The organism is Cellulosimicrobium sp. So1_17 (assembly GCF_055181235.1).
The window spans coordinates 575586-591075 of record NZ_CM143702.1; the positions used below are offsets into that span (position 1 = coordinate 575586).

Genomic DNA, 15490 nt, shown 5'->3' on the forward strand with positions numbered 1-15490 from the left:
GACCTGCCGGGCTCAGGGCAGGTCGAGGATCATGCACGTGAGCCGAGCCGTGCACACACGTCGACCCGCGTCGTCCGACACCACGATCTCGTAGCTCGCGGTCGTGCGGCCCCGGTGCACCGCGACCGCCTCGCCGTGCACCCACCCGTCCCGTGCGGACCGGTGGTGCGTCGCGTTGACCTCGATGCCGACCGCGGCCCTGCCGGGCCCGGCGTGCAGCTGCGCGGCGACCGACCCGAGCGTCTCGGCGAGCGCGACCGAGGCTCCGCCGTGGAGCAGACCGGCCGGCTGCGTGTTCCCGGCGACGGGCATCCGAGCGGTCACCCGGTCGATCGCGACGTCCTCCAGCTCGATGCCCAGACGCTCGATCAGCGTCCCCTCCGTCCGCAGCCCGAGGGCCTCGTAGGCGTGCCGCGGGGCGTCCGGAGCGGCGGGGGCTGGGCGGGCGCCGTCGGCACCGTGCGTGTCGGTCATGGACGATAGGTTGGCACCCGTGACGACCTCCGCGCGACCCCGCCTGCTGCTCATCGACGGACACTCCATGGCCTACCGCGCGTTCTTCGCGCTCCCCGCCGAGAACTTCTCGACGACCACGGGCCAGCACACGAACGCCGTCTACGGGTTCACGTCGATGCTCATCAACCTGCTGCGGGACGAGGAGCCCACCCACGTCGCGGTGGCGTTCGACGCCGGTCGTCAGTCGTTCCGCACCGAGGTCCTGCCGAGCTACAAGGGCACGCGGGAGTCGACCCCCGAGCCCTTCAAGGGACAGGTCCCGCTCATCAAGGAGATCCTCGAGACCCTGCGGATCCCGACGCTCGAGCGCGAGGGCTACGAGGCCGACGACATCTTCGCGACGCTCGCCACGCAGGGCGCCGCCGCGGGCATGGAGGTCCTCGTCTGCTCCGGCGACCGCGACTCGTTCCAGCTCATCGGGCCGGACGTCACGGTGCTGTACCCGAAGCGGGGCGTCTCCGAGCTCGCGCGCATGGACTCCGCGGCCGTCGTCGAGAAGTACGGCGTGCCGCCCGAGCGGTACCCCGACCTCGCGGCGCTCGTGGGGGAGACGTCGGACAACCTGCCCGGCATCCCCGGCGTCGGGCCGAAGACCGCCGCGAAGTGGATCACGACCTACGGCGACCTCGAGGCGCTGCTCGAGCGCGCCGACGAGATCAAGGGCAAGGCGGGCGAGAACCTGCGCGCCGCCGTCGAGCAGGTTCGGCTCAACCGTCGCCTCAACGCGCTCCTGTGCGACCTCGAGCTGCCCGTCGGGCCGGACGACCTCGCGGCGCGGCCGTGGGACCGGGAGGCCGTGCACCAGGTGCTCGACGCGCTCGAGTTCCGCGCGCTGCGCGACCGGCTGTTCGCCATCGCACCCGAGGGCGAGGTCGAGACCGAGGAAGGGTTCGACGTCGACGTGGCGGACGTGGTCCCCGGCGGTCTGGGCGCATGGCTCGCGGAGCACGGGGCGCGCCGCCTCGGCGTCGAGGTCTCCGGGAAGGCCGTGCCCGCGGGCGGCGACGCCTGGGCGCTCGCCCTGTCCGACGACGCGGGGTCGGCCGTCGCGTTCGACCTCGCCGACCTCGCCCCGGCGGACGAGCAGGCGCTCGCGGCGTGGCTCGCGGACGTGGACCGCCCCAAGGTCGTGCACGGGTCGAAGTCCGCCTGGCACGAGCTCGCCGCGCGCGGCCTCGACCTGCGCGGCGTCACGTTCGACACCGAGCTCGCCGCGTACCTGTGCCATCCCGACCAGCGGGGCTACGACCTCGGGGACCTCGTCGTGCGCCACCTGCACCGCGAGCTGCGTCCGGACACCGCGGCGGGCGACGAGGCGCAGGGCGCGCTCGACCTCTCGCTCGACGGGAACGGCGAGCAGGAGCGCGACGCGGTGCGGGCGCTCGCCGTCGCCCAGCTCGCGGACGTCCTCACCGGCGAGCTCGACGACCGCGGGGCCGGGCACCTCCTGACCGACCTGGAGCTGCCGCTGACCGGCGTGCTCGCGCGCATGGAGCGGACCGGGATCGCCGCCGACGTGGAGTACCTCACCGAGCTCGAGAGGCACTTCGGCGACCTCGTCGTGACGGCCGCGACCGAGGCCTACGCGGTCATCGGGCGGGAGGTGAACCTCGGGTCGCCCAAGCAGCTCCAGGAGGTGCTGTTCGACCAGCTCGGCATGCCCAAGACGAAGAAGATCAAGACGGGGTACACGACCGACGCGTCGGCGCTCGCGGACCTCTTCGTCAAGACCCAGCACCCGTTCCTCGAGCACCTGCTCGCGCACCGCGACGCGTCACGCCTGCGCCAGACCGTCGAGGGCCTGCTCAAGTCCGTCGCGGACGACGGCCGCATCCACACGACGTTCCAGCAGACGATCGCCGCGACCGGCCGGCTCAGCTCGACCGAGCCGAACCTGCAGAACATCCCCATCCGGACCGAGGCGGGCCGCCGCATCCGGCGCGCGTTCGTCGTCGGGGAGGGGTACGAGACGCTCCTCACCGCGGACTACAGCCAGATCGAGATGCGGATCATGGCGCACCTGTCGGGGGACGAGGGCCTCATCGAGGCGTTCCGCTCGGGCGAGGACCTCCACAGCTACGTCGGCTCGCGCGTCTTCGAGGTGCCCGCCGCCGAGGTGACGCCCGCGATGCGGTCCAAGATCAAGGCGATGTCCTACGGGCTCGCCTACGGGCTCTCGGCGTTCGGCCTCTCGCAGCAGCTGACGATCGAGGTCGGCGAGGCGCAGAAGCTCATGGACGACTACTTCGAGCGCTTCGGCGGGGTGCGGGACTACCTCACGGGCGTCGTCGACGAGGCGCGCGCGACGGGGTACACCGCGACCATCCTCGGTCGTCGGCGCTACCTGCCGGACCTGACGAGCGACAACCGCCAGCGTCGGCAGATGGCCGAGCGCATGGCGCTCAACGCGCCCATCCAGGGCAGCGCCGCCGACCTCATCAAGGTCGCGATGCTCGGCGTCCAGCGTGCGCTGGACGAGCGCGGGCTGCGCTCGCGCCTCCTGCTCCAGGTGCACGACGAGCTCGTGGTCGAGGTGGCGCCGGGGGAGCGGGACGAGGTCGAGCAGCTGCTGCGCACGGAGATGGGCGCCGCGGCAGAGCTCGACGTGCCGCTCGACGTGTCCGTCGGCGCAGGGTCGACCTGGCACGACGCCGGTCACTGACGGGCTCAGCCGGGTCGACGCGTGCGGAAGATCGCCGTCCCGGGGAGGTACGCACCGCGCACGGGCCCCCACCCGCCCCACACCTCGGGGTTGTCGTCCGGCCACTCCGGCTCGACGACGTCGGTCACGACCAGCCCCGCTGCGACCACGTCGCGCACGTGGTCCCCGAGGGTCCGGTGGTACTCCGCGTACACGACCCGTCCCGCGTCGTCGGACTCCACGTACGGGCGGCGGTCGAAGTAGGACCGGTTCGCCGTGAGGCCGTGCTCGCCGGGGTCGTCGGGGAACGCCCAGCGGAACGGGTGCGTGACGGAGAACGTCCACGTCCCCCCGGGTCGCAGGACGCGCGCGACCTCGCGGTGGACGGCGTCGGCGTCGGGCACGAAGGGGATCGCGCCGAACGACGTGAACGCGACGTCGAACGTCCCGTCGGCGAACGGCAGGCGGCGCGCGTCGGACTGGACGAGGGGGACGTGCACCCCGCTCCGCTGGTCGAGCTCGGCGCCGGCGGCGAGCATCCCGCCCGACACGTCGGTCGCCACGACGAGGGCTCCCTGGGCCGCGAGCCAGCGCGAGCACTGCGCGGCTCCTGCGCCGACCTCCAGGACCCGGCGTCCGGCGACGGCGCCGAGCAGGTGGACGTCCTCCTCGCGCAGCCCTTCGGGGCACCAGCGGAAGTCGGTCGCGCCGAGGAAGTCGCCGTGCTCGTCGAGGTACTCGGCGGCGTTCGCGTCCCACCAGGACCGGCCGGCGCCGCCGCCGTCGGCGTCGGAGACGTCGCGGTAGCCGACGTGCGCGACGGGACCGGGTGCGGCCGGTGCCGCGGGTCGGTGCTGGTCGTGACCTGCAGGGTGCGAGGGCATGCGGCCATTCTCGCCCGCCGGCGAGACGGCGACCGGAAGGACGTCGTCCCGTCGCGCCCGGGACCTTGGTCTCCGCCGCGCCCGGATGGCAGGACGCGCCACGGGTGGGGTCGCCCACGTGACTAGGGTGGTGGCGGACGCGGCGCCGCGGGGGCAGCGCCTCCGTCTCGCCGAGCAGGGTGCGCCGAGGGTGCACCGACGACGAGACGGAGGACCAGGTGCGGATCGGACTTCTCACGGGCGGCGGCGACTGCCCCGGGCTCAACGCGGCGATCCGTGCCGTGGTGAAGCAGGGGACGGGGGAGTACGGGCACACGATCATCGGCTTCCGCAACGGATGGCGGGGCGTCGTCGACGGCGACGTCCACCCGCTCGGGCGGCAGGACATCCGCAACGTGCTGCCGGTGGGCGGGACGCTGCTCGGCACCGCCCGGTTCCACCCGAGCGCCGAGGACGGGAGCATGGACGCGGTGCTCGCGACCGTCGAGGCCGAGCGGCTCGACGCGATGATCTGCATCGGCGGTGACGGGACGCTGCACGCCGCGAGCCGCGTCGGTGAGGCCGGGGTGCCGATCGTCGCGATCCCGAAGACGATCGACAACGACGTCGAGGGCACGGACCTGTCGATCGGCTTCCACACCGCGGTGAACATCGCGACCGAGGCGCTCGACCGCGTGCACACGACGGCGGAGAGCCACAACCGCGTGATGGTGGTCGAGGTCATGGGTCGTCACGCCGGCTGGCTCGCGGTGAACGCGGGCATCGCCGGCGGTGCCGAGGTCGTCCTCGCTCCCGAGGAGCCGTTCGACATCGACCAGGTCGTGAAGTTCCTGCGCCACCGGCACCGCGCCCACGCCAACTTCTCGATCGTCGTCGTGGCCGAGGGCGCGGTGCCGCGCGAGGGGTCGTCGATGGAGTTCACGCAGCAGCTCGGGCGGTTCGGCGAGATCGTCGCCGGGTCCGTGGGCGAGCGCGTGAGCGCGGAGATCTCGGCGCGCACCGGCTTCGACACCCGCCTCACGGTGCTGGGCCACGTGCAGCGCGGCGGCGAGCCGACGCCGACGGACCGCATCCTCGGGAGCCGGTTCGGGGTCGCGGCGGTCGACGCCGTGAGCGCCGGGACGACGGGTGTCATGACGGCGCTGCGCGGCGAGCGCGTCGAGCTCGTCCCGCTCGCGGAGGTCGCCGGGCGGCCCAAGCGCGTCCCCGCGGAGCTCCTGCGCGTGGCGCGCGTCCTCGCCTGATGTCCGCCCGGAGGCGGCCTCGGGACGGGCTCCCGGGCAGCCACCGGGCCCGCGTTGACCCTCGTGACCCGCCGCGCGTAGGATGGACGGCGGTGCCTTGCGCCTGTCGTCAGGCCTCACGCCACCACAACCGTGCACGTCGTCCGCGTCAGGGCGGCTGCACACTCCCTATCCGCTCGACTTCCCTGTCCGCATCGGAGCATCGAACTCAATGACCATCTCTACCCCCGCGAAGTCCGCACCCCAGGTTGCCGTCAACGACATCGGCACCGAGGAGGACTTCCTCGCCGCCGTTGACGCGACTATCAAGTACTTCAACGACGGTGACATCGTCGAAGGCACGATCGTCAAGGTGGACCGCGACGAGGTCCTTCTCGACATCGGCTACAAGACCGAGGGCGTCATCCCCTCCCGCGAGCTGTCCATCAAGCACGACGTGGACCCCGGTGAGGTCGTCAACGTCGGCGACGCGGTCGAGGCCCTCGTCCTCCAGAAGGAGGACAAGGAAGGCCGTCTGATCCTGTCCAAGAAGCGTGCGCAGTACGAGCGCGCCTGGGGCACGATCGAGAAGATCAAGGAAGAGGACGGCGTCGTCACCGGCACCGTCATCGAGGTCGTCAAGGGCGGCCTCATCCTCGACATCGGTCTGCGTGGCTTCCTGCCCGCGTCCCTCGTGGAGATGCGTCGTGTCCGCGACCTCCAGCCGTACGTCGGCAAGGAGATCGAGGCGAAGATCATCGAGCTCGACAAGAACCGCAACAACGTCGTGCTCTCGCGCCGTGCGTGGCTCGAGCAGACGCAGTCCGAGGTCCGCTCCACCTTCCTGCAGACGCTGCAGAAGGGCCAGGTGCGCCCCGGTGTCGTCTCCTCGATCGTCAACTTCGGTGCGTTCGTGGACCTCGGCGGCGTCGACGGTCTCGTGCACGTGTCCGAGCTCTCCTGGAAGCACATCGACCACCCCTCCGAGGTCGTCGAGGTCGGCCAGGAGGTCACGGTCGAGGTCCTGGACGTCGACTTCGACCGCGAGCGCGTCTCGCTGTCGCTCAAGGCGACGCAGGAGGACCCGTGGCAGACGTTCGCCCGGACCCACGCGATCGGTCAGGTCGTCCCGGGCAAGGTCACCAAGCTCGTCCCCTTCGGTGCGTTCGTGCGCGTCGAGGACGGCATCGAGGGCCTCGTGCACATCTCCGAGCTCGCCGTGCGTCACGTCGAGCTGCCGGAGCAGGTCGTCAACGTCGGTGACGACGTCTTCGTCAAGGTCATCGACATCGACCTCGAGCGTCGCCGCATCTCGCTGTCGCTCAAGCAGGCCAACGAGGGCGTGGACCCGGAGTCGGACGACTTCGACCCCGCGCTCTACGGCATGGCCGCCGAGTACGACGACCAGGGGAACTACAAGTACCCCGAGGGCTTCGACCCGGAGACCAACGAGTGGCTCGAGGGCTTCGAGACCCAGCGCGAGGCGTGGGAGGCGGAGTACGCCAAGGCCCACGAGCGCTGGGAGGCGCACCGCAAGCAGGTCGCCGAGGCGCTCAAGGCCGACTACGAGACCCCGTCGGGCTCCGACTCGTCCTCGTCGTCCTCCTCGTCGTCGTCCGCGGGCAGCGGCTCCTCGTACTCGTCGGCCCCGGCCGCCGAGGCGACGGGCACGCTCGCCTCGGACGAGGCGCTCGCCGCTCTGCGCGAGAAGCTCACCGGCAACTGATCCGTCCGCGGCCCGTCGGGTCGCGACGCGGACAGCACGAAGGCCCGTCACCCCTCGGCGTGGCGGGCCTTCGCCGTGTCTCGGCGGTCGTCGGGGCGTGCTCGACGGCCGGTGGCGCGTCACGCCACGGCGACCGCGGAGTCCGCGAACTGCGTGCGGTAGAGCTCGGCGTACCGACCCTGCCGCGCGAGGAGCTCGGCGTGCGTGCCCGTCTCGACGACGCGGCCCGCGTCGAGCACGACGATGAGGTCGGCCTCGCGCACGGTGGACAGGCGGTGGGCGATGACGAGCGACGTGCGTCCACGCAGCGCCTCGGCGAGCGCGGCCTGGACCGCTGCCTCGGACCCCGAGTCGAGGTGCGCCGTCGCCTCGTCGAGCACGACGACGTCCGGCGCCTTGAGGAAGACGCGCGCGATCGCGAGGCGCTGACGCTCCCCGCCGGACATGCGGTAGCCGCGGTCGCCGACGACCGTCTCGATGCCGGACGGCAGCGCGGCGACGACGTCCCACACGTGGGCGCGGCGCAGCGCCGCCTCGATCTCGGCGTCGGTCGCGTCCTGCTTGGCGTAGCGCAGGTTCTCGGCGATCGTGTCGTGGAAGAGGTGCGCCTCCTGCGTGACGACGCCGACGGCGTCGTGCAGGCTCTCCTGCGTGACGTCGCGCAGGTCGCGGCCGGCGATCCGGACGGCACCGCTCGTCGGGTCGTACATGCGCGTGACGAGCTGCGACACGGTGGTCTTGCCCGCGCCGGACGCGCCGACGAGCGCCACCATCGCACCGGCCGGGACGGAGAACGAGACGTCGGTCAGCGTGTCGGTCGTGGCGTCCACGCCGTCGAGCGCGACCGACTCGAGCGACGCGAGCGAGACCTCGGAGGCCGACGGGTAGCGGAACCGCACGCCGTCGAGCTCGAGGCTCGCGCCGCGGCGCGCGACGTCGGCGGAGAGGTCGTCGGCGTCGGGCGCGTCGACGACCGTGGGCTCGAGGTCGAGGACCTCGAGGACGCGCTCGAAGCTGACGAGCGCGGTCATCACGTCGACCTGGACGTTCGACATCGCCGTCAGGGGCCCGTAGAGCCGGCCGAGGTAGGCGGTGAGCGCGACGACGGTACCCACGGTGAGGGAGCCGCCGATCGCCATGACGCCGCCGAGCCCGTAGACGATGGCGACGGCCACGGACGCGACGACGGTCAGACCGACGCGGAACACCGTCCCGTACATCGCCTGCTTGACGCCGATGTCGCGCACCCGACCGGCCTGGGTCGCGAAGCGCTCGGACTCGCGCTCGGGGTCGCCGAACACCTTGACGAGGTGCGCGCCGGCGACGTTGAACCGCTCGTTCATCGTCTGGGCGGCCTCGGCGTTGAGCTCGTAGCTCTCCCGCGTGATCGCGGCGAGACGCCTGCCCACCCAGCGGGCGGGCAGGACGAACGCGGGCAGCAGCGTGAGCGCGAGGAGCGTGAGCTGCCACGACATCGAGAGCATCGCGGCGAGCACGAAGACGACCGTCAGGAGGTTGGAGAACACGTTCGACAGCGTCGACGTGAACGCCTGCTGCGCGCCGAGGACGTCGCCGTTGAGGCGCTGCACGAGCGCGCCGGTCCGTGTGCGGGCGAAGAAGGCGAGCGGCATGCGCTGGACGTGGTCGAAAACGGCGGTCCGGAGGTCGACGATGAGGCCCTCGCCGATGCGCGAGGAGAACCAGCGCTGGACGACGCCCAGGCCGCCCGAGAGGACGGCGAGCCCGGCGGCGACGAGGGCGAACCTCACGACGACGTCGACGCGTCCCTCGACGATCCCGTCGTCGATGATCCGCTGGAAGAGGAGGGGAGTGACGGCGCCCGCGGCGGCGTCGAGGGAGATCAGCGCGAGGAACACGGCGAGCTGTCGCCGGTACGGGCGCGCGAAGGTGAGGACGCGGCGCACGGTGCCGCGGTGCAGCCGCTTGTGGGCGACGGCGGAGTCCTGGCGGAACGAGCGCATGCCGCGCCCGCCGCCGGAGCCGGGTCCGGAGAAGGAAGTGGGGTACGTCATCTGGCCTCCCGTGGGGTAGGGAGCGCTGGTCGTCCGCGGCGGCGTGGGTCGCCGGTCTGCGGGCGCGGGCACCTCGTGGGGGCGGGGCCTCTCGCGCGAATGATGCTGAGTCTAACTCACTATGAGGGGATGACACAAGAGGCCGCGGCGCGGGTACGCTCGGCTCGTGACCCATCACGACGTCGAGCACCCCGCGCGAGGCGCCTCCTCGCACGGTGACGCCGGCGAGGACGAGGCGGGGGAGTTCCTGTCGCTGCTGCACGCCGCCCTGCGCACCGTACGGCGCGAGGCGAGCGAGCGTCTCGAGCCGGCAGGGACCACGCCCGGCCAGTTCCGGATGCTGCGCCACCTCGCCCGCTGCGACGGTCCGTGCCGGCTGGGCGCGGTCGCGGCCGCGCTCGACGTCGCGCCGCGGTCGGTGACCTCGAAGGTCGACGACGCCGAGGCCGCCGGGCTCGTGCGCCGCACGCCCGACCCGCTCGACCGCCGCGCGACCCTCGTCGAGCTCACCCCGCTCGGCCGGGACGTCGTCCGGCAGGTGGGGGCGGAACGCTCGTCCAGCGCGGGAACGCTGCTCGCCCGCCTCGACGCCGAGGACCGGCGCGAGCTCCTGCGGCTGCTGCGGGCCGTCGCCGGCGAGGGGACCGCCTGACGCCTCGCGCAGGTGACGTGCCGACCCGGCTGGCAGGATGGGCGCATGTTCCGCATCGGGTTGACCGGAGGCATCGCGGCAGGCAAGTCCGTCGCCCTCGCACGCTTCGCCGAGCTGGGCGCCGTGGTGATCGACTACGACGTCCTCTCCCGGGAGGCGGTCGCGCCGGGGTCGGTCGGCCTCGACGAGGTCGTCGAGGCCTTCGGCCCCCAGGTCCTCGCCGCCGACGGGACGCTCGACCGCCCGGCGCTCGGCCGGATCGTCTTCGCCGACGACGCGGCGCGAGAGCGCCTCAACGCGGTGGTGCACCCGGAGGTGCGCCGCCTGGCCGCGGAGCACGAGGCCGCGGCCGCCGCGGCCGACCCCCGGGCCGTCGTCGTGCACGACATCCCGCTGCTCGTCGAGACCGGCGACCCCTCGCACTTCCACCTCGTGGTCGTCGTGCGCGCGCCGTCCGACCTGCGGGCCGACCGGCTCGCGACGCGCGGTCTCGATCCCGTCGAGGCCGCCGCCCGGATCGGGGCCCAGGCCGACGACGCCGCACGGCTCGCGGTCGCCGACGTCACGCTCGACGGGGGCGGGCCGCCGGACGCGCTCCGTGCGCAGGTCGACGACCTCTGGGCCAAGGTCTGCACGGAGCTCGACGAGGAGAGCGAGGCCGACGCGTGACCGTCCTGGTCAGCGGTTTCGAACCGTTCGGCGGGGACGACACCAACCCGTCGTGGGAGACCGCACGGGCGCTCGCGGCCCGCGGGCGCGAGCTCGTCGGCGACGACGTCGTCGCGGCCCGCCTGCCGTGCACGTTCGACGGCGCGTGGCCGGTCCTCGAGGACGCGATCCGGGAGCACGCGCCGTCCGTCGTGCTCGCGCTCGGCCTGGCGGGCGGGTCGCAGGCCGTCCGGCTGGAGCGCGTCGCGATCGACGTGGTCGACGCGCGGATCCCCGACAACGCGGGTGCCGCACCGGTCGACGAGCCGGTCGTCGCGGGCGGCCCAGCGGCCTACTGGTCTGGTCTGCCGCTCAAGGGCGCGCTCGCCGCGCTGCGGGCGGAAGGGCTGCCCGCCGAGGTCTCGAACACCGCCGGCACGTACGTCTGCAACGCCACCTTCTACCGGCTCATGCACCACGCGGCCGGTGCGCCCGACCTGCGCGCCGGCTTCGTCCACGTGCCCTCCGCGCAGGTCCTGGCGATCGACGACCAGGTGCGCGCGGTGACGGTCGTGGCGCGGGCTGCGCTCGCCGGCGCGCGCGAGCCGGTCCTCGCGGCGGGCGCGGAGTCCTGATCCGTCGCTGACCCTTCAGCCCTCGGCTGACGCCGCGTGTGGGTGTGGGTGGCGGGCCGTACGGTGGGTTCCATGCGCCCCGTGACCGACCTGCAGCGAACCGCCGCGCCCTTCGAGGTGATCTCGGAGTTCCAGCCCTCGGGGGACCAGCCCACGGCCATCGCGGACCTCGCCGGTCGCGTCCGTGCGGGGGAGAAGGACGTCGTCCTGCTCGGCGCGACCGGTACCGGCAAGTCGGCGACGACGGCGTGGCTCGTCGAGGAGCTGCAGCGCCCGACGCTCGTCATGGCGCCCAACAAGACGCTCGCCGCGCAGCTCGCCACGGAGTTCCGCGAGCTGCTCCCGAACAACGCCGTCGAGTACTTCGTCTCGTACTACGACTACTACCAGCCCGAGGCGTACATCGCGCAGACGGACACCTACATCGAGAAGGACTCGTCCATCAACGACGAGGTCGAGCGCCTGAGGCACTCGGCGACGAGCTCGCTCCTCACGCGGCGCGACGTCGTGGTCGTCGCCTCCGTGTCCTGCATCTACGGCCTGGGCACGCCCCAGGAGTACGTGGACCGCATGGTGCGGCTCGACGTCGGCATGCAGGTCGAGCGCGACGACCTCCTGCGCCAGTTCGTCACCATGCAGTACACGCGCAACGACCTGGCGTTCACGCGCGGCACGTTCCGCGTCCGCGGCGACACGGTCGAGATCATCCCGGTGTACGAGGAGCTGGCGATCCGGATCGAGTTCTTCGGCGACGAGATCGAGTCGATCCAGACGCTGCACCCGCTGACGGGCGACGTCGTCCGGTCCGAGCCGTCGATCCACGTGTTCCCCGCGACGCACTACGTCGCCGGGCCGGAGCGCATGGAGCGGGCGATCACGTCGATCGAGGCGGAGCTCACGGAACGCCTCGCGGAGCTCGAGCAGCAGAACAAGCTGCTCGAGGCGCAGCGCCTGCGCATGCGCACCACCTACGACATCGAGATGATGCGGCAGATCGGCACGTGCTCCGGCATCGAGAACTACTCGCGCCACATCGACGGCCGCGTGCAGGGCACGCCGCCGAACACGCTGCTCGACTACTTCCCCGAGGACTTCCTCCTCGTCATCGACGAGTCGCACGTGACCGTCCCGCAGATCGGCGCGATGTTCGAGGGTGACATGTCGCGCAAGCGCAGCCTCGTCGACCACGGTTTCCGGCTCCCCAGCGCGATGGACAACCGGCCGTTGCGGTGGGAGGAGTTCGTCGAGCGGATCGGCCAGACGGTCTACCTGTCCGCGACGCCGGGCTCGTACGAGCTGTCGATGTCCGACGGCGTGGTCGAGCAGATCATCCGACCGACCGGCCTGGTGGACCCGGAGGTCGTGGTCAAGCCCACGACGGGTCAGATCGACGACCTCCTGCACGAGATCCGCGAGCGCGCGGACCGCAACGAGCGTGTGCTCGTCACGACCCTCACCAAGAAGATGGCCGAGGACCTGACGGACTACCTGCTCGAGAAGGACGTGCGGGTGCGGTACCTGCACTCCGAGGTCGACACGCTGCGTCGCGTCGAGCTGCTGCGCGAGCTGCGGCTCGGCCAGTACGACGTGCTCGTCGGCATCAACCTGCTGCGCGAGGGCCTCGACCTGCCGGAGGTGTCGCTCGTCGCGATCCTCGACGCCGACAAGGAGGGCTTCCTGCGCTCCCCGACGTCGCTCATCCAGACCATCGGCCGCGCAGCCCGCAACGTCTCGGGCCAGGTGCACATGTACGCGGACAGGATCACGGCCGCGATGGAGGCGGCGATCGAGGAGACCGACCGACGGCGCGAGAAGCAGGTCGCGTACAACCTCGAGCACGGCATCGACCCGACGCCGCTGCGCAAGCGCATCTCCGACGTCACCGACATGCTCGCGCGCGAGGACGTGGACACCGCCGAGCTGCTCGCGGGCGGCTTCCGCCAGCCGGGCAAGGGCGCCAAGGGCAGGGCCCCGGTGCCGGGTGGGCCGAAGGAGGGGGCGACGACGGGCAACCGCCTCGCGGGCGCCGCGGCGAGCGACCTGGCCGAGCTGATCCAGGAGCTCAGCGACCAGATGCACGCCGCGGCCGGAGAGCTCCAGTTCGAGCTCGCGGCGCGCCTGCGCGACGAGATCTCGGGGCTCAAGAAGGAGCTGCGGCAGATGCAGGCGGCCACGGCCTGACCACGCGGGCGGGATGGTCTCGCTCTCCGGCGACGTTGTGTCCTGGGGAGCCCGCATGGCCTATGCTGGCTCCTCGTTGAAGGGGAGTATTCCTCCGCGGTGATGTCGTCATCACGACCGGCGCAGTCGTCGGTCCGGTGTCACCGGTCCCGCAGCCTCCGTTCCGTCCTCGACGGTCGTGCGCTGCGTGGCGGAAGAGACCTTCGGTACTCAGTGCTACGTACCGGAGGTTACCTGCATGGACGTCCCCGTCTGGGTCTGGATCGTCACCGTCGGCGTCATCCTCGCGATGCTCGCCGTCGACTACGTCGGCCACGTCCGAACACCCCACGCCCCCAGCCTGCGCGAGGCCACGCGGTGGTCCATCGCCTACGTCGCCGTCGCCCTCGTGTTCGGCGTGATCGTCTGGGTGGTCTGGGGCGGCACGTACGGCGGCGAGTACTTCGCCGGGTACATCACCGAGAAGAGCCTGTCGGTCGACAACCTCTTCGTGTTCGTCCTCATCATGACCAGCTTCAGGGTCCCGAGGCTCTACCAGCAGAAGGTCCTGCTCATCGGGATCACCATCGCGCTGGTCCTGCGCACGATCTTCATCCTCCTGGGTGCCGCCGTCATCGAGAACTGGGCCTGGGTCTTCTACATCTTCGGCGCCTTCCTCATCTGGACCGCGATCGCGCAGGCGCGCTCCGGGACCGAGCACGAGGAGGAGTTCAAGGAGAACGCGGTCCTGCGCCTCACGCGGCGCCTGTTCCCGACGACGGACACGTACGTCGAGGACCACATGACCACGAAGATCGACGGCAAGCGGTTCATCACGCCGATGCTCATCGTCATGATCGCGATCGGCAGCGCCGACCTGCTCTTCGCCGTCGACTCGATCCCGGCGATCTTCGGCCTGACCCAGGAGACCTACCTCGTCTTCGCGGCGAACGCGTTCTCGCTGCTCGGCCTCCGCCAGCTCTACTTCCTCATCGACGGGCTGCTCGACCGCCTGGTCTACCTCAACTACGGCCTCGCGGCGATCCTCGGGTTCATCGGCATCAAGCTCGTCATCCACGCGCTGCACACCAACGAGGTGCCCTTCATCAACGGTGGCGAGCACATCACGGCGATCCCCGAGATCTCCACGGCCGTCTCCCTGGGCTTCATCCTCGTCGTCCTGACGATCACCACCGTCGCGAGCCTGGCCCGGTCGAACGCCGACCGTCGTCGTGAGGACGCGCGCATCGAAGAAGGTTCTTGATGGTCCACGAGCTCCCGCTCTGGTTCGAGTGGGCGTCGCTGTCGGCGCTCGGCGTCCTCCTCCTCGTCGACCTGTTCGTCGTCGGGCGGCGCCCGCACGTCCCGTCGATGCGCGAGAGCGCGCTGTGGGTCGGGTTCTACGTCGCGCTCGCGCTCGCCTTCGGGGCGATCGTCGGTGCCGTCGGGGGAGCAGCGCCCGCGGGGGAGTTCTACGCAGGCTGGCTCACGGAGTACAGCCTGTCGGTCGACAACCTCTTCGTCTTCGTCATCATCATGGCGAGGTTCGCGGTGCCCAAGGAGCAGCAGCAGCGCGTGCTCATGGTGGGGATCATCGTCGCCCTGGTGCTCCGCGGGGCGTTCATCCTCGCGGGTGCGGCGGTGCTCGAGCAGTTCGTCTGGGTGTTCTACCTGTTCGGCGCGTTCCTCGTGTACACCGCGATCAAGCTCGTCACCGGTGGTGACGACGCCGAGGAGTACCAGGAGAACCGGGCGGTCCGTCTGCTGCGCCGCGTGCTGCCGATCGGCACGCGGTACGACGGCGGACGCCTGCGCACCGTGGAGGACGGCCGGAAGGTCTTCACGCCGCTCGTCGTCGTCTTCCTCGCGATCGGCAGCACCGACCTGCTCTTCGCGTTCGACTCGATCCCGGCCATCTTCGGGCTGACCCAGGACCCGTTCATCGTCTTCACGACGAACGTGTTCGCCCTCATGGGCCTGCGCCAGCTGTACTTCCTGCTCGGCGGACTGCTCGAGCGGCTGGTCTACCTGCCGATCGGTCTCGCGGTGATCCTCGGGTTCATCGGGGTCAAGCTCGTGCTCGAGGCCCTGCACGAGAACACCGTGCCGTTCATCAACGGCGGCGAGCACCTTGAGTCCGTCCCGACCGTCCCGATCTGGCTCTCGCTCGTCGTCATCGTCGGCGCTCTTCTCGTGACGACCGTCGCGAGCCTGCTGCGCACGCGGGCCCAGGGCGCGGTGGCGTCGCGGGACGTGGCCGCCGATGCGGTGGAGGGCGCCTCCACGGTCGAGGGGCGGACCACCGCGGAGGCCGAGCCGGTCGACGCGACGGCCGTCGGGGACGCCCCGGCGACGCGCGACGCGCCGTAGCC

12 protein-coding genes are annotated in these 15490 nt (G+C 71.6%); 9 read left to right on the plus strand and 3 right to left on the minus strand.

All coding sequences use genetic code 11. The annotated features are described in order from the left end of the window. Positions 1-12: 12 nt before the first annotated feature. Positions 13-474, minus strand: coding sequence for a hotdog fold thioesterase (locus ACZCLJ_RS02530; RefSeq protein WP_251151153.1), 462 nt, complete (start codon positions 472-474; stop codon positions 13-15). Between ACZCLJ_RS02530 and polA the strand changes: the two genes are divergently transcribed. Continuing rightward, on the plus strand, positions 473-3178 hold the full coding sequence (gene polA, locus ACZCLJ_RS02535) for a DNA polymerase I (RefSeq protein WP_463105346.1): 2706 nt from the start codon (positions 473-475) through the stop codon (positions 3176-3178). The genes ACZCLJ_RS02530 and polA overlap by 2 nt on opposite strands. Positions 3179-3183: 5 nt before the next feature. On the opposite strand, the gene ACZCLJ_RS02540 is transcribed toward polA, so the two are convergent. Further along, positions 3184-4041, minus strand: a complete 858-nt coding sequence (locus tag ACZCLJ_RS02540) for a class I SAM-dependent methyltransferase (protein ID WP_463105347.1) — start codon at positions 4039-4041, stop codon at positions 3184-3186. A gap of 218 nt (positions 4042-4259) precedes the next feature. Here ACZCLJ_RS02540 and ACZCLJ_RS02545 point away from each other — a divergent pair, with 218 nt between their 5' ends. Beyond that, positions 4260-5285: a 6-phosphofructokinase gene (locus ACZCLJ_RS02545; protein ID WP_251151150.1), complete on the plus strand. Its 1026-nt coding sequence runs from the start codon at positions 4260-4262 to the stop codon at positions 5283-5285. A 211-nt stretch (positions 5286-5496) separates the two neighbouring features. After that, positions 5497-6990 carry a 30S ribosomal protein S1 gene (gene rpsA, locus ACZCLJ_RS02550; RefSeq protein WP_463105348.1) on the plus strand — a complete coding sequence of 498 codons (1494 nt, stop codon included), beginning with the start codon at positions 5497-5499 and terminating at the stop codon, positions 6988-6990. A gap of 119 nt (positions 6991-7109) precedes the next feature. Here rpsA and ACZCLJ_RS02555 read toward each other — a convergent pair whose 3' ends face one another. Further along, entirely contained in the window at positions 7110-9023 is a 1914-nt protein-coding gene (locus ACZCLJ_RS02555; protein WP_463105349.1) for an ABC transporter ATP-binding protein, read from the minus strand. 166 nt (positions 9024-9189) lie between these two features. Between ACZCLJ_RS02555 and ACZCLJ_RS02560 the strand changes: the two genes are divergently transcribed. The 6 genes from ACZCLJ_RS02560 (at position 9190) to ACZCLJ_RS02585 (ending at position 15488) form a co-directional block, all read left to right on the plus strand. Further along, positions 9190-9675: a MarR family winged helix-turn-helix transcriptional regulator gene (locus ACZCLJ_RS02560; protein WP_251151147.1), complete on the plus strand. Its 486-nt coding sequence runs from the start codon at positions 9190-9192 to the stop codon at positions 9673-9675. Between the two features lie 45 nt (positions 9676-9720). Then, a complete protein-coding gene (gene coaE / locus ACZCLJ_RS02565; RefSeq protein ID WP_463105350.1) occupies positions 9721-10344 on the plus strand; it encodes a dephospho-CoA kinase in 624 nt (207 codons plus the stop codon). Further along, positions 10341-10958, plus strand: coding sequence for a pyroglutamyl-peptidase I (gene pcp, locus ACZCLJ_RS02570; protein ID WP_463105351.1), 618 nt, complete (start codon positions 10341-10343; stop codon positions 10956-10958). The genes coaE and pcp overlap by 4 nt, the downstream gene beginning before the upstream one ends. A 72-nt stretch (positions 10959-11030) precedes the next feature. Next, positions 11031-13139, plus strand: a complete 2109-nt coding sequence (uvrB, locus tag ACZCLJ_RS02575) for an excinuclease ABC subunit UvrB (protein ID WP_463105352.1) — start codon at positions 11031-11033, stop codon at positions 13137-13139. Between the two features lie 238 nt (positions 13140-13377). Continuing rightward, positions 13378-14382: a TerC family protein gene (locus ACZCLJ_RS02580; protein ID WP_463105353.1), complete on the plus strand. Its 1005-nt coding sequence runs from the start codon at positions 13378-13380 to the stop codon at positions 14380-14382. Then, entirely contained in the window at positions 14382-15488 is a 1107-nt protein-coding gene (locus tag ACZCLJ_RS02585) for a TerC family protein (RefSeq protein ID WP_463105354.1), read from the plus strand. The genes ACZCLJ_RS02580 and ACZCLJ_RS02585 overlap by 1 nt, the downstream gene beginning before the upstream one ends. The last annotated feature ends 2 nt before the right edge of the window (positions 15489-15490 follow it).